Source organism: Diaphorobacter sp. JS3051 (assembly GCF_015832135.1).
Taxonomy (GTDB): domain Bacteria; phylum Pseudomonadota; class Gammaproteobacteria; order Burkholderiales; family Burkholderiaceae_C; genus Diaphorobacter; species Diaphorobacter nitroreducens.
In genome coordinates this window covers 560,795-579,403 of the sequence record NZ_CP065406.1, presented here as the reverse complement: position 1 = coordinate 579,403, position 18,609 = coordinate 560,795, and the positions used below count along the sequence as shown (strand labels likewise).

Genomic DNA, 18,609 nt, shown 5'->3' with positions numbered 1-18,609 from the left:
GGGGAACTCCTCAAATATCTAGAAAACGGCGGGCACGGCACGGCGACCCAGCGGCCGCCACAGGGGGCTCAGGCCCTGAATCGGTTGGTGATGGGGTAGCGCCAGTCCTTGCCGAAGCTGCGGCGCGTGACGCGCACGCCCACAGGCGCCTGGCGGCGCTTGTATTCGTTGAGCTTGATGAGCCGGGTCACACGTTCGACATCGGCACGTTCAAAGCCGGCGCGCACGATGTCTTCCAGAGGCTCGTCATTTTCCATGTAGCGCTCGACGATGGCGTCCAGTACCTCGTAGGGCGGCAGACTGTCCTGGTCTTTCTGGTCGGGACGCAGTTCGGCACTGGGCGGACGGGTGATGATGCGCTCGGGAATGGGATTCGCGCCGGTGCCATACGGGTCATTGGCGTTGCGCCAGCGGGCCAGGGCGAACACGCGCGTCTTGACCACGTCCTTGATCACGGCAAAGCCGCCGGCCATGTCGCCGTAAAGCGTGCAGTAGCCCGTGGCCAGCTCGCTCTTGTTGCCCGTGGTCAGCACCAGGCTGCCGAACTTGTTCGACAGCGCCATCAGCAGCATGCCGCGGATGCGCGCTTGCAGATTCTCTTCCGTCGTGTCCTCGGGCAGGCCGGCGAACTGCGGCGCCAGCGCAGTCTTGAAAGCCTCGAACTGCGGGGCGATGGCGATTTCGTCATAGCGCACCCCCAGCCGGGCGGCCATGTCGCGGGCATCGATCCAGCTGATGTCGGCCGTGTAGGGCGAGGGCATCATCACTGTGCGCACCTTGTCGGCGCCCAGCGCGTCCACGGCAATAGCCAGCACCAGCGCCGAGTCCATGCCCCCCGACAGGCCCAGCAGCACGCCGGGGAAGCCGTTCTTGCCCACGTAGTCGCGCACGCCCAGCACCAGCGCGGACCACAGCTCCGCCTCCCAGCCCTCGTGTGGCGCCACTGGCGCTTCCAAAACAATAGCTGCTTGCGCTTGCTGCACCTTGATCAGCAGCGTTTTTTCTTCAAATCCTGGCGCACGAGCCGCCACGTTGCCATCGGCATTCAGCGCGAAGGACCGGCCCTCGAAAACCACCTCGTCCTGGCCGCCGACCAAGTGCGCATAGACCAGGGGCAGGCCGGTTTCCAGCACGCGCTCGCGCATCACCTGTTCGCGCTCGACAGCCTTGCCCAGGTGGTAGGGCGACGCATTGAGCGTGACCAGCACCTGCGCGCCCGCCTCCCGCGCGCTGCGCGCCGGCCCGGGGTACCACGCGTCCTCGCAGATCAGCAGGCCCATGCGCACGCCATCGACCTCGAACACGCAGTTCTCATCCCCGGGGACGAAATAGCGGCGTTCGTCGAAGACTTCGTAGTTGGGCAGGTACTGCTTGGCGTAGGTGTGCTCGATGCGCCCCGCGCGCAGCACGCTGGCCGCGTTGTGGCACAGGCCGCGCCCCCCCTCGCCCACCCCGTGCGCCACGCGCCGCGGGTGCCCCACGACCACCGTCAGCCCCGGCCAATCCGCCGTAGCGGCCGCCAACCCTTCCAGTGCCTGCTCGCACGCCTGCACGAAGGCTGGCCGCAGGTACAGATCCTCGGCCGCGTAGCCGCACAGCGCCAGCTCGGGCGTGAGGAGCAGCCGGGCGCCGGCAGCATGGGCATCGCGCGCGGCCGCAAGAATCTTCTGGGCATTGCCCGGCACGTCGCCCACCACGAAGTTGAGTTGGGCGATGCTGATGACGAACGGCATGGGAATAGCGGGGCGGGTTGGTCTCGGACGATTATGTCACCCGGGCTCTGGCGCCGCCCCGAGCCGCGCCTTGCCCCTGCGGCACGCCCCGGCTGCACGCTTGTCCCCACAGGCCAGGGACAGACCTGTGGATAAGCTGCGGGCGAGGCGGGCACATGCGGCTTAAGTGGTTGATTCATAACGCCCGCCCCTGCACCGCCTCATTTTTAAGCAGGCTGCGCCACCGCGGAGAAATCCCCACGGCCACGCGGTCCGGGCTTTGGGGAGATGATGCGCTCTGCCCTGATTGCGGCACCGCCCACTGCATGACCACACCCTGCCCTGCCAGCACGCCTGCTTACGCATTGCACCTGCACGACTCGATCCATCGCGTGGGCGCCGATGCATGGGACGCACTGCTGGCGCTCCAGCCCCACCCCACGCCCTTCCTGCGCCATGCCTACCTGTGCGCGCTCGAAGACAGCGGCAGCGCCACGCCCGCCCGGGGCTGGACGCCCGTCGTGTTCACCCTGTGGGCGGGCACGGACCTGCAGGCCGCCTGCATCGTGTACGCCAAGGCGCACTCGTACGGTGAGTACGTGTTCGATTGGGCCTGGGCCGATGCCTACGCCCGCCACGGGCTGGCGTACTACCCCAAGGCCGTGGCCGCCGTGCCGTTCACGCCGGTGCCCGGCACCCGGCTGATGGCCTGCGACGATGCCGGGCGGGATGCCCTGCTGCGTGCCGTGCTGGACTGGGCGGAGCAGGCGGGGCTGTCGTCCCTGCACCTGCTGTTCGGCGCGCAGCAGGATCTGGCTGCAGCGCACCAGGCGGGGATGCTGCTGCGCAGCACCGTGCAGTTCCACTGGCACAACCGGCGGCCCATGGACGGTGCAAGGTTCGCGGATTTCGAGGGCTTCCTCGCCTCCCTGAACCAGGACAAGCGCAAGAAGATCCGCCAGGAGCGCCGGCGCGTGGCCCAGGCGGGGGTGTGCTTTCGCGTGCTGCGGGGCACGCAGATCACCACAGCAGACTGGGACTTCTTCTACCGCTGCTACGAGCGCACCTACCTGGAGCACGGCAATCCGCCCTACCTGACGCGGGCCTTCTTCCACGCCATGCACCAGCACATGCCCGAGGCCTGGGTGCTTTTCGTGGCGGAGCGCGCAGGCCGCCCCATTGCTACCAGTTTGATAGCTGTTGGCGCTTATCCCAACTGCGTTAACACCCCAAATGACATGCAATCCGTGGCCTATGGCCGCTACTGGGGTGCGCTAGAACGGGTGGACTGCCTGCATTTCGAGGCCTGCTACTACCAGCCCATCGAGTGGTGCATCGCGCAGGGCGTGCACCGTTTCGAAGGCGGTGCGCAAGGCGAACACAAGATGGCCCGCGCCCTCCTGCCCGTGCGCGCGCAGAGCGCCCACTGGCTGGCGCACCCGGCGTTTGCCGAAGCCGTGGACCGGTTCCTGGCGCGTGAAGGCGAAGGCGTGGAGCAGTACCTGGAGGATCTGCACGCGCGCAACCCCTTCCGTCGGGCAGGCTGACGGGCTGGACGCGGCCATGAAAAAGCGCGCCCATGGGCGCGCTTGGCAGAGATACAGCGAGAAGGCCCTCAGGCCGTCGCGACCGACTGCACCAATCCCATCTCAGAACTGCTGAGCAGCGATTCGATGTCCACCACGATCAGCATGCGCTCGCCCACGGTCGCGATGCCACGCACAAAGGACGAATCCACCTGCCCCTGGAACTGCGGTGCAGGCTTGATGGCATCGGCCGGCAGAGCCACCACGTCGGCCACGGCATCCACCACAGCGCCCAACACCGTGCCACCCACGTTGAGGATGATGACCACGGTGAAGTCGGTGTAGTCGGCGCTGGCGCATTGCAGCTTCAGGCGCAGGTCGACGATCGGCACGATCACGCCGCGCAGATCGATCACGCCCTTGATGAACTCCGGCGCGTGCGCCATGCGGGTGGGTTGCTCGTAGGAGCGGATTTCCTGCACGCGCAGGATGTCGATGCCGTACTCCTCCTCACCCAGGCGGAAGGTCAGGTATTCCGCGGCACCGCTGGCGTTGGCGTTGCCGTACGAAGGACGCTGGGCGATGGAAGACGACATGGCAACTCCTAGGGAAATGTTCTCGCGCTTGCGCGCAGGTCGGGCACCGCCGGCCACACCAGCGTCGCGCACGCCCTGGCAGCATAGCAGTCATCGGTTACTTATTCTGACAATTTTGCCAGAAACCGAAATCCCTGCAAGAAAAAAGCCCGTGGGCATGTGCCAGCGGGCTGGATGAGGCAGTGGGCGCGATGCGGGCCGCACCCCGCCACCATCAGGCTTTCTTGTAGTTTTCCACGCCGTCCAGGATTTCCTTGTGGGCGGCGTCGATGCCTTCCCAGCCCAGCACCTTGACCCACTTGCCTTCTTCCAGGTCCTTGTAGTGCTCGAAGAAATGGCTGATGGCCTTCAGGCGCATGGGGTTCACATCCTCCACGGTCTTCCAGGGCTCGTACATCTTGAGGATCTTGGTGGTGGGCACGGCCAGCACCTTGCCGTCCACGCCGGCCTCGTCTTCCATCTTCAGGATGCCCAGCGCGCGGCAGGGCACCACCACGCCGGGGTGCAGCGGGTACGGGGTGATCACCAACACGTCCACCGGGTCGCCGTCGCCCGACAGGGTCTGGGGCACGTAGCCGTAGTTGCAGGGGTAGTACATGGCCGTGGTCAGGAAACGGTCCACGAAGACGGCACCCGACTCCTTGTCCACTTCGTACTTGATGGGATCGGATTCCGCCGGGATCTCGATCACCACATTGAAGGTTTCGGGAATGTTCTTGCCGGGCTTGACGTTGTTCAGCGACATGGTTTGGGGGTTGAGTGGTTGGAATGACACGGCCTTCGCCCCGGGGGCGGTGCGCAAGGCGGTCCGTGATTTTAGGCGCACGCCCCTTGCAGCTTGCTTGCACCGGGGGTTTCGCGTTAAATGGCTGCGTTGGCCAATCGTCTCCCGCCGCCGGGGCACGAGGAAGCAACGCAGCGGAAGCACTTCCCCCATGCGTTGCGCTTCCCCCTCCGTGCAACTGACAACCGATGGAGATAACGAATGGCTGGTTCCACCTCGGCGCTGACTGCCCCTCTCATCCTGGCTCTGGTTTGCGGACTGATTGCTGTGGCCTACGGACTGTGGGCACGCAGCTGGATCCTTTCCAAGGACGCGGGCAACGCCCGCATGCAGGAGATCGCCGGCGCCATCCAGATGGGCGCGGCGGCCTACCTCGCACGGCAATACAAGACCATCGCCTTCGTCGGCATCGTGCTGGCCATCCTCATTGCGGCGTTCCTGGACGGCACCACCGCCGTGGGCTTCGTCATCGGCGCGGTACTCTCCGGCGCCTGCGGCTTCATCGGCATGAACGTCTCGGTGCGCGCCAACGTGCGCACGGCCCAGGCCGCCACGCAGGGCATGGGCCCGGCGCTGCAGGTTGCCTTCCGCGGCGGGGCCATCACGGGCATGCTGGTGGTGGGCCTGGGCCTGCTGGGCGTGACCGCCTTCGCGTGGTTCTTGGTTGGCAATGGCCGGCTCACCCCCACGGCCAGCCTGCCAGCGCTGCTCAACCCGCTGATCGGCTTTGCGTTCGGCTCGTCGCTGATTTCCATCTTTGCCCGCCTGGGCGGGGGCATCTTCACCAAGGGTGCCGACGTGGGCGCGGACCTGGTCGGCAAGGTGGAGGCCGGCATCCCCGAGGACGACCCCCGCAACCCCGCCGTGATCGCCGACAACGTGGGCGACAACGTGGGCGACTGCGCCGGTATGGCGGCCGACCTGTTCGAGACCTATGCCGTCACCCTCATCGCCACCATGGTGCTGGGCGCACTGCTGGTGGGTGCTGCGCCCGTCGCGGCCGTGACCTACCCGCTGGCGCTGGGGGCCGTCTCCATCATCGCCTCCATCATCGGCTGCTTCTTCGTGCAGGCCGGCCCGGGCATGCGCAACGTGATGCCCGCGCTGTACCGGGGGCTGGCCATCGCGGGCGTGCTGTCGCTCGTCGCGTTCTGGTTCGTCACGGCCTGGGTCATCCCCGACAACGCGCTGGGCGGCACGGGCGCGCAGATGCGACTGTTCGGCGCCTGCGCCACCGGCCTGGTGCTGACGGCGGCACTGGTGTGGATCACGGAGTTCTACACCGGCACGCAGTATTCCCCGGTGCGCCACATCGCGCAGGCGTCCACCACGGGGCATGGCACCAACATCATTGCGGGTCTGGGCGTGTCCATGCGCTCCACGGCCTGGCCGGTGATCTTCGTGTGTGCGGCCATCATCGTGTCGTACACGCTGGCGGGCCTGTACGGCGTGGCCGTGGCCGCCATGTCCATGCTCAGCATGGCGGGCATCGTGGTGGCGCTGGACGCCTACGGCCCCATCACCGACAACGCTGGCGGCATTGCCGAGATGGCCGAGCTGCCCAGCAGCGTGCGCGACATCACCGACCCGCTGGACGCCGTGGGCAACACCACCAAGGCCGTGACCAAGGGCTACGCCATCGGCTCGGCGGGCCTGGCAGCACTGGTGCTGTTCGCCGACTACACGCACAAGCTGGAGAGCTTCGGCCAGGCGATCCGCTTCGACCTGAGCGACCCGATGGTCATCGTGGGCCTGTTCATCGGCGGGCTCATTCCCTACCTGTTCGCCGCCATGGCCATGGAGGCCGTGGGCCGCGCCGCCGGCAGCGTAGTGGTGGAGGTGCGCCGCCAGTTCAGCGAGATCCCAGGCATCATGGAAGGCACGGCCAAGCCCGAGTACGGCCGCGCGGTGGACATGCTGACCAGCGCCGCCATCAAGGAGATGATCATCCCCAGCCTGCTGCCCGTGGCCGTGCCCATCATCGTGGGCCTGGCGCTGGGGCCGAAGGCGCTGGGCGGGCTGCTCATGGGCACCATCGTCACGGGCCTGTTCGTGGCCATCAGTATGTGCACCGGCGGCGGCGCCTGGGACAACGCAAAAAAGTTCATCGAGGACGGTCACCACGGCGGCAAGGGCAGCGACGCGCACAAGGCCGCCGTCACCGGCGACACCGTGGGAGACCCCTACAAGGACACCGCCGGCCCGGCGGTCAACCCGCTCATCAAGATCATCAACATCGTGGCGCTGCTCATCGTGCCGCTGGTGGTGAAGTTCCACGCCGGCTGACCCGGCACTATCAAAAGAGAAGCTGCCAGCGCCCGTCCCTTGGGCGCTGGACGGCATTCCGGCTCGTAGCCCAGCACGCTGCGCACGCCTGCCGCACAATCAGGCCCATGCAGCTCCACCACATCGCCAACGCCGGCGTGGCCTCGACTTCGGGCCGCACCATTGCCGTGATCGACCCCTCCGACGGCCAGCCGTACGACGAAATCCAGCGCGGCACGGCAGAGGACATCGATGCCGCCGTGCATGCGGCGCAGCAGTGCTACCACAGCGTGTGGCGCAAGCTGGCCCCGGCCGAGCGTGGCAGGCTGCTGATGCGGCTGTCGGCCAAGATCACCGAGCATGCCGAGGAGTTGGCCGCCATCGAGCAACGCGACTGCGGCAAGCCCACCCGGCAGGCACGGGCCGACGCACACGCCCTGGCGCGCTACTTCGAGTTCTACGCAGGCGCCTGCGACAAGCTGCACGGCGAGACCATTCCCTACCCCGACGGCTTCAGCGTGTTGACCTGGCGCGAGCCGCATGGCGTGACCGGCCACATCGTGCCCTGGAACTACCCCATGCAGATCTTCGGGCGCTGCGTGGGCGCCGCACTGGCGGCCGGCAACGTGTGCGTGGTCAAGCCGGCCGAGGACGCCTGCCTGTCCCTGCTGCGCGTGGCCCAGTTGGCGGTCGAGGTGGGTTTCCCTGCCGGCGCGCTGAACATCGTGACCGGCTACGGCCACGAGGTCGGCGACGCGCTGGCGCGCCACCCCGGCATCCAGCACATCAGCTTCACCGGCAGCCCCAAGGTGGGCACGCTGATCCAGCAGGCCGCCGCAGAGCGCCACTGCCCGGTCACGCTGGAGCTGGGCGGCAAGAGCCCGCAGATCGTCTTTGCCGACGCCGACCTGGACGCCGCCGTGCCCGTGCTCGTGAACGCCATCGTGCAGAACGCTGGGCAAACCTGCTCGGCCGGCTCGCGCGTGCTGATCGATTCCCTGATCTACGAACCGCTGCTGGAGCGCCTGTCAAAGGCCTTCGAGGCGCTGCGCGTGGGCCCCGCCGCCATGGACCTGGACCTGGGGCCGCTGATCCGCCAGAGCCAGCAGCAGCGCGTGTGGGATTACCTGTCCGATGCGCAGGTGGCTGGCATTCCCCTGGCCGCGCAGGGCACCGTGGTGGACGAAGCGCCCGACACGGGCTTCTACCAGGCCCCCACCCTGCTGCGCGACGTACCGGCGCAGCACCGCCTGGCGCAGGAGGAAATCTTCGGCCCCGTGCTGGCCGCCATGCCCTTCGACGACGAAGACCACGCCGTGGAGCTCGCCAACGGCACGCCCTTTGGCCTGGTGGCGGGCGTGTGGACGCGCGATGGCGCGCGCCAGTTCCGCATGGCGCGGCGCATCGCCAGCGGCCAGGTGTTCATCAACAACTACGGCGCAGCCGGCGGCGTCGAATTGCCGTTTGGCGGCGTGAAGTCCAGCGGACACGGACGCGAGAAGGGTTTCGAGGCGCTCTACGGCTTCACCACCCTCAAGACCGTGGCCATCCGCCACGGCTGATCCCTGCGAGCCGCGTGCCCTGCGGTGCCCCGCCAGTGCTCGCTTGCCCGCAGATACGTTTCCCATCTCCACCCCATGCCTCTGTCATCCCCTGCCCCCCGCACTGCCCGCCATGTCCGACGCGTCACCTACCAGGGTTACGAGCGCGAGGACGGGCTCTGGGACATCGAGGGCGAGCTGTACGACAGCAAGCCGCAGGACCTGCCGTCGCTGCGCTACCCGGACGGCGTGCGCCGCGCCGGCGAACCCATCCACCACCTGTGGCTGCGCGTCACCGTGGACCGCGACCTGGTGGTGCGCGCCATCGAGTCCGCCATGGATGCCCACCCCCTGGCGGGCTGCACACAAGCGCAGCGCGCCCTGCAGGCGATGGTGGGCTGCAGCATGGCGCGCGGCTGGCGCCAGTCCATCCAGACCCACCTGGGCGGCGTGGCCGGTTGCACCCATCTGCGGGAACTGCTGTTCAACCTGGCCACGGCCACGTTCCAGACGATTCACGCCGCATTCCAGAACGAAGGCGACGAGCCGCCGCGCCACTTGGGCCAGTGCACGGGTTGGGACTTCAGCGGTCAGGGCGTGAAGGAGCACTACCCGCAGTTCTACGGCCGCGCGCCGCGCACGCCGAAGGCAGCCTGATCGGCAACCGCTCCCGATTCAATAGCTGTCTGCGCTTGCTGCATGGGCGCTAGAGGCAATTTTTACCTATAGACCTGATTGAGATCGACCGCATGTGCTGGCGCCCAGCTCAGGTTCACCATCTGGCCACTCGCGGAGGATGAATAGCGCTTGAACGGCTCGGCCCGACGGACGGCCTGCGCCAACCCCTGGTTAGCCAGCCCCTGGTTAGTAGAGAGAGTGGAGAGTGGCGTGGCACATCCGCCGGGGGCGCGCGGCTGGGCGGTCGAGCCAGGGCCGTGTCCCGCGCGCCACAGCTGCTGCCCCGCAGGGCAACCAGCCCAGCCACGTCGGCCTTCCCCCCCGGGAAAGGCGGCGCAGCCGGGCGCCGCGCCGATGAGACACGCAGTTGCTCTTGTGGCCGCAGGGGGTCAGCCCAGCACGTCCTGCAGGGCCACCTCGTACAGCGAAGTCAAGCTGTCCGTAACCTCCAGCAGGCGCTCGCTGGTGGTGGCCACGTTTTCCAGGCCGCGCGGGTCTGGCTGGCGCTTGAGGGCGGCCTCGAAAAACACCCACTGCGCCTGGCCCAGTTCCAGTGCCGAGCGGATGGCCGGGGTGGAGATGGGCGCCTTGTTCAACTGCGCGAGGGCGCGCTGGAACTCATCGGCGTCGCCCGTCATCTGCTCGCGCACCGTGCGGCTGTCAAGGCCGGCGGCCAACAGCTCATAGTTCTTGGCCAGGCGCTGCGACAGCATGCGCTGGCGCCCGGCGGTATTGACCAGGCGTGCCGTGGGCGCCTGGGCCAGCCGCTCGAGGGCCTCGGTGGTGGTGTTGGCGGCAGCCAGCATCTGGTCGGCCTGGGCCGACACGGCCTGAAAGCCCTCCTTCGTCGGCGCCTGGGCCGTGAGCGCGTCCAGGCGGTCCGCGTTGCGGCGCACGTCCGCCAGCAGCCGCGCCACCTCGGGCGGCCAGCTCTGGCGGTCCATGTCCTCAAAGCCGGAATGCACCTGCCGGCGGGTGTGTTCCAGCGCATCGCGGGCGCGCGCGGCACCCACGTTCAGGTACAGCTGGCCGTAGACCTTGGCGGTGCGCTGGGACAGCGCCCGAAAGCGCGCCGTGCGGTTGATGGCCGTGGCCAGGGCCATGCGCGCCTGGGCCGACAGCGGCAGGGCCGGCACCAGCAACACGGTGGCCAGCGCGCGCACAGCGGTGCGGCGGCCGCGCCGGCAGGTGGCGACGGTGGGCGTTGGTTCTGCATGCGCCGTATTCTCAAATCGCCCTCCCGCGCCCCCTATGACACTGGTCAAAGGCACTTCATGTCGCCATCGTGACAGCAGATTGATCAACATCAATTTAGCGGGCAGCCGCCATACCCCTACGACGCCGATGGGGCACAATTTCGCCATGGCTGAACGTGTCATTCCCCTCGTGGATCAGCGCAGCAAGGTGCTGCAGCCCCCCGCGCTCCTGGCCGCGGCACCCGCTACCGGACTGCTGCAGGACACGCTCTCCCGTCCCTTGCGCGACCTGCGCATCAGCGTGACGGACCGCTGCAACTTCCGCTGCGGCTACTGCATGCCCAAGGAAGTGTTCGACAAGCACTACCGCTACCTGCCGCACAGCGACCTGCTGAGCTTTGAAGAGATCACGCGGCTGGCGCGCCTGTTCATGGCGCATGGCGTGCGCAAGATCCGCCTCACCGGCGGCGAGCCGCTGCTGCGCAAGGACCTGGAGAACCTGGTTGCCCAGTTGGCGGAACTGCGCACGCTGGAGGGCCGAGTGCCCGACCTCACGCTGACCACCAATGGATCGCTGCTGGCGCGCAAGGCGCGCGCCCTCAAGGCCGCGGGCCTGCGGCGCGTCACCGTGAGCCTGGACAGCCTGCAGGACGACGTGTTCCGCCGCATGAACGACGTGGACTTTCCGGTGGCCGACGTACTCGCCGGTATCGAGGCCGCGCAGGCGGCGGGCCTGGAGCACATCAAGGTCAACATGGTGGTCAAGCGCGGCACCAACGACCACGAGATCCCGGCGATGGCGCGCCACTTTCGCGGCACCGGCATCACGCTGCGCTTCATCGAATACATGGACGTGGGCGCCACCAACGGCTGGCGCATGGATGAGGTGCTGCCCTCCGCCGAGGTCATCGCGCAGCTGCAGGCCGAGCTGCCGCTGGTGCCGCTGGCCGCGCAGTCCGCCGGCGAGACCGCCAAGCGTTGGGGCTACGCCGGCCCCGACGGTCGCCACGACCCGCGCTTGGGCGAAGTGGGCGTGATCAGCAGCGTCACGCAGGCCTTCTGCGGCGACTGCAACCGCGCGCGCCTGTCCATGGAGGGTCGGCTGTACCTGTGCCTGTTTGCCTCGCAAGGCTGGGACCTGCGCAGCCTGCTGCGCGGCAATGCCAGCGACGCGCAGATCAGCGCCGCCATCGCCCACATCTGGCAGGGGCGCGGCGACCGCTATTCCGAGCTGCGTGCCAGCCTGCCGCCCGAGACGGGCAGCGGCCAGCGGCGCATCGAGATGAGCTACATCGGCGGCTGAGCCGCCGCCGCGCCGCGGGACCGGCCCCGGCGCGCCGTTCACCACCCTTCTTCTTTCCCATGATCGACACCCACGACATCACAGGCCTCATCCTCGCCGGCGGCCGCGGCTCCCGCATGGGCGGGGTGGACAAAGGCCTGCAGAACTTCCGCGGCCTGCCGCTGGCGCTGCACACGCTGATGCGGCTGCAGCCGCAGGTGGGCGACGTGATGATCAACGCCAACCGCAACCTGGCGGCCTATGAATCATTCGGAGTGCCCGTGTGGCCCGATGGCCTTGCCGACTACGCCGGCCCGCTGGCGGGCTTTCTCACAGGGCTGGAGCGCTGCGAGACCCCTTGGCTGCTCACCGTGCCCTGCGACACACCGCTGTTCCCGCCAGACCTTGCCGCACGCCTGGCCCAGGGCGCCATGCGCGAGGGCGCCGACATTGCCATGGCAGCGGCACCCGAGGCCGACGAGCGCGATGGCACCGTGCGCGTGCGCACCCAGCCGGTGTTTTGCCTGCTGCGCGTGACGCTGCTGGAGAGCCTGGTGCGCTTCACGCAGGGCGGCGGGCGCAAGATCGACCGCTGGACCGAACAGCACGCCTGCGCCGTGGTTCCGTTCGACCAGCCGGGAGACGACCCGCATGCTTTCTACAACGCCAACACCCTGGCCGAGCTGCACGCCCTGGAAGGCCTGGGCCACCGCTGAGCTGCAACCCTCCTTGCCCATACCGCATGAAAACCATTGACCAGATCGCCGCCGAGTTGCAGGGCTACGACCCGCAGGCGCTGCGCGCCGCCGATGTGAACACCTTCCTGGAGCGCCTGGTCGCGCCCGTCACCCGCACCGAAGAAGTCGGCATCTTCGACGCCCTGGGCCGCGTGCTGGCGCGGGACGTGGTCTCGCCCGTCAGCGTGCCGCCGCACGACAACTCGGCCATGGACGGCTACGCCTTCGACGGCGCCCAACTGCAGCCCGGCCAACCGCTGGTGCTGCGCCCGGTGGGCTCCACAGCCTTTGCCGGCGCCGCCTGGACCGGCACCGTGGCCGCAGGCGAGTGCGTGAAGATCATGACCGGCGCCATCATGCCGGCAGGGCTGGACACCGTGGTGCCGCAGGAGTTCACCACTGCCGAGCCCGACGGCCACATCCGCATCGCACCCGACGTGCTGCGCCGGGGCGACAACCGCCGCCTGCTGGGGGAAGACCTCATGCAAGGCCGCGTAGCGCTATCAAAAGGAGAGCTGCTAGCGCCTGCTGCTATTGGCCTGGTGGCCAGTTTGGGTCTAAAAACGGTGACGGTGTACCGCCGGGTGCGCGTGGCCTATTTCTCCACGGGCGACGAGATCCTCAGCCTGGGCGAGCCACCGCGCGAGGGCGCGGTGTACGACAGCAACCGCTACACGGTCTTTGGCCTGCTGACACGTCTGGGCGTCCAGGTAATCGACCTGGGTGTGGTGCGCGACGAGCCCACACTGCTGGAAGCTGCCTTCCGCCGTGCCGCCGCCGAGGCCGACGCCATCATTACCAGCGGCGGGGTGAGCGTCGGCGAGGCCGACCACACGCGCACCATGATGAAGCAGCTCGGCGACGTGGCGTTCTGGCGCATCGCCATGCGCCCGGGCCGGCCGATGGCGGTGGGCCGCCTTCGGCCCGAATTACAAGCCAAATCCGATCCTAACGCTCGTCCATCAAGCGTTAGCAGCTATCAAGATGGAAGCATTCAGAGTGCAGACGGCAGCAGCGTGCTGTTCGGCCTGCCGGGCAATCCGGTGGCGGTGATGGTCACCTTCTTGGCTTTCGTCCGCCCCGCGCTGCTGCGCATGATGGGCTGCACGCGCAGCGCACCGCCACTGCTGCGCGCCATCAGCACCGAGGCCATGCGCAAGAAACCCGGCCGCACCGAATACCAGCGCGGCCTGGTCACCACGGCCGCGGACGGCACGTTGCAGGTGCGCACCACGGGCAACCAGGGCTCAGGGGTGCTCAGTTCCATGGTGCAAGCCAACGGCCTCATCGTGCTGCACCACGGCCAAGGCAACGTGGCCCCTGGCGACATGGTCGATGTGATGATGTTTGACGGCGTGATCTGACACGCCCGCGCAGCGGCGGCCGGCTTGGCCGCGTGCGCCGCAGCCCTACCCTGCCCCCATCGCCATCCTTGCAGGAGCCGCCATGCCGTTTGCCGCCACCCATCTCGCTCAGCCGCCTTCGCGTGAAACGGTGGACCAGTGGCTGGGCCCCACCGTGCTGGAGTTCGGTACGCCCTGGTGCGGCCACTGCCAGCGCGCCCAGCCGCTCATCGAGCAGGCCCTCGAAGACCGGGACGATGTGCGCCACGTCAAGGTGGAGGACGGCCCCGGCCAGCGCCTGGGCCGCAGTTTTGGCGTGAAACTCTGGCCTACGCTCGTGTTCCTGCGCGACGGGCGAGAAACGGCACGGCTGGTGCGCCCGCAGACGGCTCAGAGCATCCATGAAGCGGTGCAGGGCATCACCGCCACCACCGGCTGATCACCCGCAAGGCCCGGAACCCGGTCTCAGCGGCCCAGCGCCTGCTCCACACCCTTGTTGGCCAGCATGTCGGCGCGCTCGTTGCCAGGGTCGCCTGCATGGCCACGCACCCAGTGCCATTCGATGCGGTGGCCCGCTTGGTGCGCCAGCTCGTCCAGGCGCTGCCACAGCTCCACGTTCTTCACGGGCTGGCCGGCCGCCGTGCGCCAGCCCTTTTTCTTCCAGCCGTGGATCCATTCGGTGATGCCCTGGCGGACGTACTGGCTGTCCAGGTACAACGCCACCTGGCAGGGGCGCTTGAGCGCGCCCAGCGCCTGGATCACGGCCATCAGTTCCATGCGGTTGTTGGTCGTTCCCAGTTCGCCACCGAACAGCTCTTTCTCCAGCGTGCCTGAACGCAGCACTGCCCCCCAACCGCCGGGGCCCGGATTGCCCTTGCACGCACCGTCGGTATAGATCACCACCTGATTCAAAAAATAGCTCCCAGAAATAAAGAAAATGGCCCGTCGCCTCAGCCCGGGCCATGGCGCCGCGCTACCTGCACCTGCGCGGCAGCCGCCTGCGGCGCCTTGCGCCACGAAGGCTCCAGCAGGCGCATGCCCTGCACGCGCTTGACGGCGACGATCACATACGCGGCCCCGAAGATCGGCCACCAGCGCGCGCCCAGCGCGTCCATCCAGCCGTAGCGCTGCAGCCAGCGGTCGCCGGCCACGGCGGGCCGGTAGCAGCCGAAGCTCATGGATTCCAGCTCAAAGCCAAGCAGGCGCAGCCAGTCGCGCAGGCGCCCGGGTGAAATGAACTCCCCCACGTCCGGCAGGAACAGCCGCCCCCCTGCGCCACAGCGCTGGTACAGGCGCGATCGCCGCTGCCGTACCCCCCACAGACTGAGCGGGTTGAGTCCGCTGATGACCACCTTGCCCTCAGGCACCAGCACGCGGTGCACCTCGCGCAGCGCCGTGTGCGGGTCCACGCTCAGCTCCAGGGTGTGGGGCAGCGCCAGCAGGTCCAGGCTGGCCTCGGCAAACGGAAGCGCGACCGCATCCGCCAGCAGCGCCGGTGGCTCCTGCGCATCGCTACGCTCTAGCAGCAACTCCGGCGGCATCACGGCCAGCCAGCGGTGCGGCATGCGGTTGCTGCGCAATGCCTGCAGACCCGGCATGCCCAGCTGCAGCGCGTGGTAGCCGAAGATGTCCGCCACCAGCTCGTCGTAACGCTCCTGCTCCCAGGCCAGCAGGTAGCGGCCAGGGGCAGTATCGAACCAGTGGTGCAAACCTATAATTTCGCCGGTCATGAAGAACTTGCTGCCATTGCCCGCCTTCGCCGACAACTACATCTGGATGTTGTACGACGCGCAGCGTGCGGTCGTTGTGGATCCCGGCGATGCAGAACCCGTGTTGCAGGCGCTGCGCAGCATGGGGCTGCCATTGGAAGCGATTCTAGTCACGCACCACCATGGCGACCACGTGGGCGGGGTGAACGCCCTGCGCGAAGCCACGGGCGCAACCGTGTATGGCCCTGCCACGGAGCCCATGCCCGAGCCCCTCATCCGCCTGTCGGGCGGCGACACTCTTCAGGTGCTAGGCCTCACGTTTTCCGTGCTGGACGTGCCGGGGCATACGGCGGGGCATATCGCCTACTACTGTGCGGACATGGAAGGCGAGCCCCTGCTGTTGTGCGGGGACACGCTGTTCTCAGGTGGATGCGGGCGCTTGTTTGAAGGCACGCCCACGCAAATGCAGGCCTCGCTGGATACGCTGGCTGCATTGCCCGGCAACACCCGCGTATGCTGCGCCCATGAATACACGCTGTCCAACCTGAAGTTCGCCCGCGCGGTGGAACCCCATAACGCTGCGCTACTCCAGTACATCACCGAATGCGAGTCCCGGCGCCGCGCGGATCAGCCCACACTGCCGTCGCGCATTGCCATCGAGCGCGACATCAACCCTTTTCTGCGCACGCGCGTTGCTACGGTAGCCCAAGCCGCACACGGCTTCGACGCCCTCATAGACCCGCGCGAACCCGCAGCCGTACTGGCCGCGCTGCGCCAATGGAAAAACGAATTTCGATGAGACTTCTGCACATCCTGGGGCTGGCAAGCCTGCTGTGGTTGACCGGTTGCGCGACCACTGCCCCTACGGACAACGCCGCATCCCCCACCGACCCCACTACTGCCAGCCATACGCCGCTGTATCCGTCGGGACCATTGCAGCCCATCACGGCGAGCGCCGCCAGCGGCCACACAGTGGCTGGCGTCAGCGCGCCAGCCGATCTGTGGGACCGCATCCGGCGCGGCTTTTCCATGCCCGACCTGGACACCGATCTGGTACGCGACCGGGAACAGTGGTATGCCACGCGCCCCGACTACATGCAGCGCATGACCGAGCGTTCCAGCAAGTACCTGTTCCATATCGTCGAAGAGCTGGAACGCCGGGGCATGCCCACAGAACTGGCGCTGCTGCCCTACATCGAGAGCGCCTTCAACCCCCAGGCAGTGTCCAGCGCCAAGGCCGCGGGCATGTGGCAGTTCATGCCGGCCACGGGAACCTACTTCGACTTGAAGCAGAACGCCTTCCGCGACGACCGGCGCGATGTGCTGGCGTCCACGCGCGCGGCACTGGACTACCTGCAGAAGCTCTACGGCATGTTCGGCGACTGGCATCTGGCCCTGGCCGCCTACAACTGGGGGGAAGGTAGCGTGGCCCGCGCGATCGCGCGCAACGAGAAACAGGGTCTGGGCACGCGCTACACCGAGCTGACGATGCCCGCCGAAACCCGCATGTACGTGCCCAAGCTGCAGGCCGTGAAGAACATCGTGGCCAATCCCGACAAGTTCAGCACCGAGCTGCCGTTGATCGAGAACCATCCGTACTTTCAGAGCGTGGAGATCACGCGCGACATGGACGTCACCCTGGTAGCCAGTCTCGCCGGCGTACGCATCGAGGATTTCCGCGCCCTGAACCCGTCGCTGCACAAGCCCGTGATCCTTGCGGCGGGCATGCCGCAGATCCTGCTGCCCTGGGACAACGCCCAGGTGTTCCGCAAGAACCTGGAGGCCTACACCGAAGGCCAATACGCCAGCTGGACGGTATGGACGGTGCCCAACACGATGAGCGTCTCCACCGCGGCGCAACGCACGGGCATGAGCGAAAACGATTTGCGTCAGGTGAATGGCATTCCGCCACGCATGATGATCAAGGCCGGCTCGGCCCTCATGGTGCCCCGCGCGGCCACCATGCGCGCAGACGTCCCGGGCCATCTGGCCGACAACGGCCAAGTCAGCTTCACCCCCGAAATCGTGACGCGGCGCACCACGGTGCGCGCGGGCAAGCGCGACACCGTAGCCAGCATCGCACGGCGCTACAAGGTCAGCACCGCAGACGTTGCCGACTGGAACGACGTGAAGACCTCCAGCAAGTTCAAGCCCGGAGAACAGGTCGTGATGTACCTGCCCGTGCGGCTTGCCGCGACCTCGCTGGCGCGCACCAGCGCGAAACAACCCATCAGCCGGGCGACAGTCCGCTCGGCAAAGGCCGGTGCGCCCGCACGCAAGGGCGGCACACCGTCGAAACGCAAACGGTAAGCCCGGCTAGAAACGCAGCGTGTGCATACCCAACAGGCCGAGGATGCCCATCACGATCAGGTACAGCGCAACGATCACGTTGAGCAGTTTGGGCATGATCAGAATCAGGATGCCTGCGATGAGGGAAACCAGGGGGCCAATGCTGAGGTGAAGTGTCATGGGAACTTTGCCGGGATGCGGGAGGAAGGAAAGCACTCGCGCTGTGCGCGCCGCCTAGCCCATTACTTTAGCGGTGATCCCGGGGCGCAAGGCGCACTTGGCGCGCCCTGACCGACCGAACCAACGCCTGGGCACGCCGTAATCTGCCGCAGAGGGCCGGGGGCCTGCATTTTTGCCCTCTCTTGCGCCACACCGAGCTTTCCCAAAAAAGGTCCGATACGGCGCGAAGCGCGGCGTCACGTCAGCAGTTGCCTTTTTTCGCCTGACCGGGAGGGCACCCGTGCGGGTGGCTCTTGGGACCCGCTCCACGGTTGTCGTAATGGTCGTGATAGACCGCGCAACCGGAAAGCGTGAATGCAGCAACCGCAATGGCAAGCAGAGTCTTCATGGCTGGAAATGTGGATGAACGTCGAGGCATTTTAGAAGCGCCCCATTGTTCCCGGACTGATTGAAACTCGTACGGTGGAGTAATACGACGCTGTACCACTCATCGCTAGCACAGCGACAAAGGTAAGCAGTCAGGTCATGGGTGCCTTCTATGCTGATCACGGAGCTATTGGGGGGGCAAAACGTTGGCGCACCCCTACCCTCACAATTGGCCAAGCAAAAACAAAAAAGGCCCTGTATCGCTACAGAGCCTTTGAAACTTGGTAGGACGTACAAGATTCGAACTTGTGACCAACGGATTAAAAGTCCACGAAAACCAATATTTGCCAGCGTTGAATGCTGTAGATACAATCAATATAAATCAACAACTTATGAGTTAAACAA

At 67.1% G+C, this 18,609-nt stretch carries 17 protein-coding genes; 10 read left to right on the top strand and 7 right to left on the bottom strand.

Annotated elements, in window-relative coordinates:
• Nucleotides 1–68: 68 nt before the first annotated feature.
• On the bottom strand, nucleotides 69–1,733 hold the full coding sequence (locus tag I3K84_RS02770; RefSeq protein WP_172207028.1) for an NAD+ synthase: 1,665 nt from the start codon (nucleotides 1,731–1,733) through the stop codon (nucleotides 69–71).
• Between the two features lie 305 nt (nucleotides 1,734–2,038).
• Between I3K84_RS02770 and I3K84_RS02765 the strand changes: the two genes are divergently transcribed.
• Nucleotides 2,039–3,259: a GNAT family N-acetyltransferase gene (locus I3K84_RS02765; protein ID WP_196995461.1), complete on the top strand. Its 1,221-nt coding sequence runs from the start codon at nucleotides 2,039–2,041 to the stop codon at nucleotides 3,257–3,259.
• Between the two features lie 68 nt (nucleotides 3,260–3,327).
• Here the strand turns inward: I3K84_RS02765 and I3K84_RS02760 are convergent, their stop codons facing one another.
• Together I3K84_RS02760 and ppa are read right to left on the bottom strand one after the other, a co-directional pair.
• Nucleotides 3,328–3,834, bottom strand: coding sequence for a chemotaxis protein CheW (locus tag I3K84_RS02760; RefSeq protein WP_047351342.1), 507 nt, complete (start codon nucleotides 3,832–3,834; stop codon nucleotides 3,328–3,330).
• Between the two features lie 214 nt (nucleotides 3,835–4,048).
• Nucleotides 4,049–4,579 carry an inorganic diphosphatase gene (ppa, locus tag I3K84_RS02755; protein WP_015913465.1) on the bottom strand — a complete coding sequence of 177 codons (531 nt, stop codon included), beginning with the start codon at nucleotides 4,577–4,579 and terminating at the stop codon, nucleotides 4,049–4,051.
• Between the two features lie 240 nt (nucleotides 4,580–4,819).
• Between ppa and I3K84_RS02750 the strand changes: the two genes are divergently transcribed.
• The 3 genes from I3K84_RS02750 to I3K84_RS02740 all read left to right on the top strand — a co-directional run bounded on the left by I3K84_RS02750 (nucleotide 4,820) and on the right by I3K84_RS02740 (nucleotide 9,081).
• The gene (locus tag I3K84_RS02750; protein ID WP_011805021.1) at nucleotides 4,820–6,904 is read left to right on the top strand and encodes a sodium-translocating pyrophosphatase; all 2,085 of its coding nucleotides are present in this window, start codon (nucleotides 4,820–4,822) and stop codon (nucleotides 6,902–6,904) included.
• A 107-nt stretch (nucleotides 6,905–7,011) separates the two neighbouring features.
• Complete coding sequence (locus I3K84_RS02745) at nucleotides 7,012–8,445, top strand: aldehyde dehydrogenase family protein (RefSeq protein WP_015913467.1); 1,434 nt, start codon at nucleotides 7,012–7,014, stop codon at nucleotides 8,443–8,445.
• A gap of 75 nt (nucleotides 8,446–8,520) precedes the next feature.
• Nucleotides 8,521–9,081 (top strand): DUF2889 domain-containing protein, encoded by a 561-nt coding sequence (locus I3K84_RS02740; RefSeq protein WP_196995460.1) that lies wholly within the window; start codon nucleotides 8,521–8,523, stop codon nucleotides 9,079–9,081.
• A gap of 410 nt (nucleotides 9,082–9,491) precedes the next feature.
• On the opposite strand, the gene I3K84_RS02735 is transcribed toward I3K84_RS02740, so the two are convergent.
• A complete protein-coding gene (locus tag I3K84_RS02735) occupies nucleotides 9,492–10,265 on the bottom strand; it encodes a type IV pili methyl-accepting chemotaxis transducer N-terminal domain-containing protein (RefSeq protein WP_231403399.1) in 774 nt (257 codons plus the stop codon).
• 199 nt (nucleotides 10,266–10,464) lie between these two features.
• On the opposite strand from I3K84_RS02735, the gene moaA reads away from it, so the two are divergent.
• The 4 genes from moaA to I3K84_RS02715 all read left to right on the top strand — a co-directional run bounded on the left by moaA (nucleotide 10,465) and on the right by I3K84_RS02715 (nucleotide 14,099).
• The gene (moaA, locus tag I3K84_RS02730) at nucleotides 10,465–11,601 is read left to right on the top strand and encodes a GTP 3',8-cyclase MoaA (RefSeq protein WP_196995459.1); all 1,137 of its coding nucleotides are present in this window, start codon (nucleotides 10,465–10,467) and stop codon (nucleotides 11,599–11,601) included.
• Nucleotides 11,602–11,660: 59 nt separating this feature from the next.
• Nucleotides 11,661–12,296, top strand: a complete 636-nt coding sequence (gene mobA, locus I3K84_RS02725; RefSeq protein ID WP_196995458.1) for a molybdenum cofactor guanylyltransferase MobA — start codon at nucleotides 11,661–11,663, stop codon at nucleotides 12,294–12,296.
• Nucleotides 12,297–12,322: 26 nt separating this feature from the next.
• Entirely contained in the window at nucleotides 12,323–13,681 is a 1,359-nt protein-coding gene (gene glp / locus I3K84_RS02720) for a gephyrin-like molybdotransferase Glp (protein ID WP_196995457.1), read from the top strand.
• Between the two features lie 82 nt (nucleotides 13,682–13,763).
• The gene (locus tag I3K84_RS02715) at nucleotides 13,764–14,099 is read left to right on the top strand and encodes a thioredoxin family protein (protein ID WP_011805012.1); all 336 of its coding nucleotides are present in this window, start codon (nucleotides 13,764–13,766) and stop codon (nucleotides 14,097–14,099) included.
• A 26-nt stretch (nucleotides 14,100–14,125) separates the two neighbouring features.
• Here I3K84_RS02715 and rnhA read toward each other — a convergent pair whose 3' ends face one another.
• A complete protein-coding gene (rnhA, locus tag I3K84_RS02710; protein ID WP_015913473.1) occupies nucleotides 14,126–14,572 on the bottom strand; it encodes a ribonuclease HI in 447 nt (148 codons plus the stop codon).
• A gap of 38 nt (nucleotides 14,573–14,610) precedes the next feature.
• The gene (locus tag I3K84_RS02705) at nucleotides 14,611–15,390 is read right to left on the bottom strand and encodes a class I SAM-dependent methyltransferase (RefSeq protein ID WP_196995456.1); all 780 of its coding nucleotides are present in this window, start codon (nucleotides 15,388–15,390) and stop codon (nucleotides 14,611–14,613) included.
• Between I3K84_RS02705 and gloB the strand changes: the two genes are divergently transcribed.
• On the top strand, nucleotides 15,389–16,168 hold the full coding sequence (gloB, locus tag I3K84_RS02700) for a hydroxyacylglutathione hydrolase (RefSeq protein ID WP_015913475.1): 780 nt from the start codon (nucleotides 15,389–15,391) through the stop codon (nucleotides 16,166–16,168). The genes I3K84_RS02705 and gloB overlap by 2 nt on opposite strands.
• Entirely contained in the window at nucleotides 16,165–17,679 is a 1,515-nt protein-coding gene (locus tag I3K84_RS02695) for a transglycosylase SLT domain-containing protein (RefSeq protein ID WP_196995455.1), read from the top strand. Before gloB ends, I3K84_RS02695 begins: the two co-directional genes overlap by 4 nt.
• Before the next feature lie 6 nt (nucleotides 17,680–17,685).
• Here the strand turns inward: I3K84_RS02695 and I3K84_RS02690 are convergent, their stop codons facing one another.
• Nucleotides 17,686–17,838, bottom strand: a complete 153-nt coding sequence (locus I3K84_RS02690) for a DUF3096 domain-containing protein (protein WP_011805007.1) — start codon at nucleotides 17,836–17,838, stop codon at nucleotides 17,686–17,688.
• Between the last annotated feature and the right edge of the window lie 771 nt (nucleotides 17,839–18,609).

Coding starts and splice junctions, on each gene's coding strand:
- I3K84_RS02770 (WP_172207028.1), bottom strand. CDS start 1,733: ATGCCGTTCGTCATCAGCATCGCCCAACTCAACTTCGTGGTGGGCGAC.
- I3K84_RS02765 (WP_196995461.1), top strand. CDS start 2,039: ATGACCACACCCTGCCCTGCCAGCACGCCTGCTTACGCATTGCACCTG.
- I3K84_RS02760 (WP_047351342.1), bottom strand. CDS start 3,834: ATGTCGTCTTCCATCGCCCAGCGTCCTTCGTACGGCAACGCCAACGCC.
- ppa (WP_015913465.1), bottom strand. CDS start 4,579: ATGTCGCTGAACAACGTCAAGCCCGGCAAGAACATTCCCGAAACCTTC.
- I3K84_RS02750 (WP_011805021.1), top strand. CDS start 4,820: ATGGCTGGTTCCACCTCGGCGCTGACTGCCCCTCTCATCCTGGCTCTG.
- I3K84_RS02745 (WP_015913467.1), top strand. CDS start 7,012: ATGCAGCTCCACCACATCGCCAACGCCGGCGTGGCCTCGACTTCGGGC.
- I3K84_RS02740 (WP_196995460.1), top strand. CDS start 8,521: ATGCCTCTGTCATCCCCTGCCCCCCGCACTGCCCGCCATGTCCGACGC.
- moaA (WP_196995459.1), top strand. CDS start 10,465: ATGGCTGAACGTGTCATTCCCCTCGTGGATCAGCGCAGCAAGGTGCTG.
- mobA (WP_196995458.1), top strand. CDS start 11,661: ATGATCGACACCCACGACATCACAGGCCTCATCCTCGCCGGCGGCCGC.
- glp (WP_196995457.1), top strand. CDS start 12,323: ATGAAAACCATTGACCAGATCGCCGCCGAGTTGCAGGGCTACGACCCG.
- I3K84_RS02715 (WP_011805012.1), top strand. CDS start 13,764: ATGCCGTTTGCCGCCACCCATCTCGCTCAGCCGCCTTCGCGTGAAACG.
- gloB (WP_015913475.1), top strand. CDS start 15,389: ATGAAGAACTTGCTGCCATTGCCCGCCTTCGCCGACAACTACATCTGG.
- I3K84_RS02705 (WP_196995456.1), bottom strand. CDS start 15,390: ATGACCGGCGAAATTATAGGTTTGCACCACTGGTTCGATACTGCCCCT.
- I3K84_RS02695 (WP_196995455.1), top strand. CDS start 16,165: ATGAGACTTCTGCACATCCTGGGGCTGGCAAGCCTGCTGTGGTTGACC.
- I3K84_RS02690 (WP_011805007.1), bottom strand. CDS start 17,838: ATGACACTTCACCTCAGCATTGGCCCCCTGGTTTCCCTCATCGCAGGC.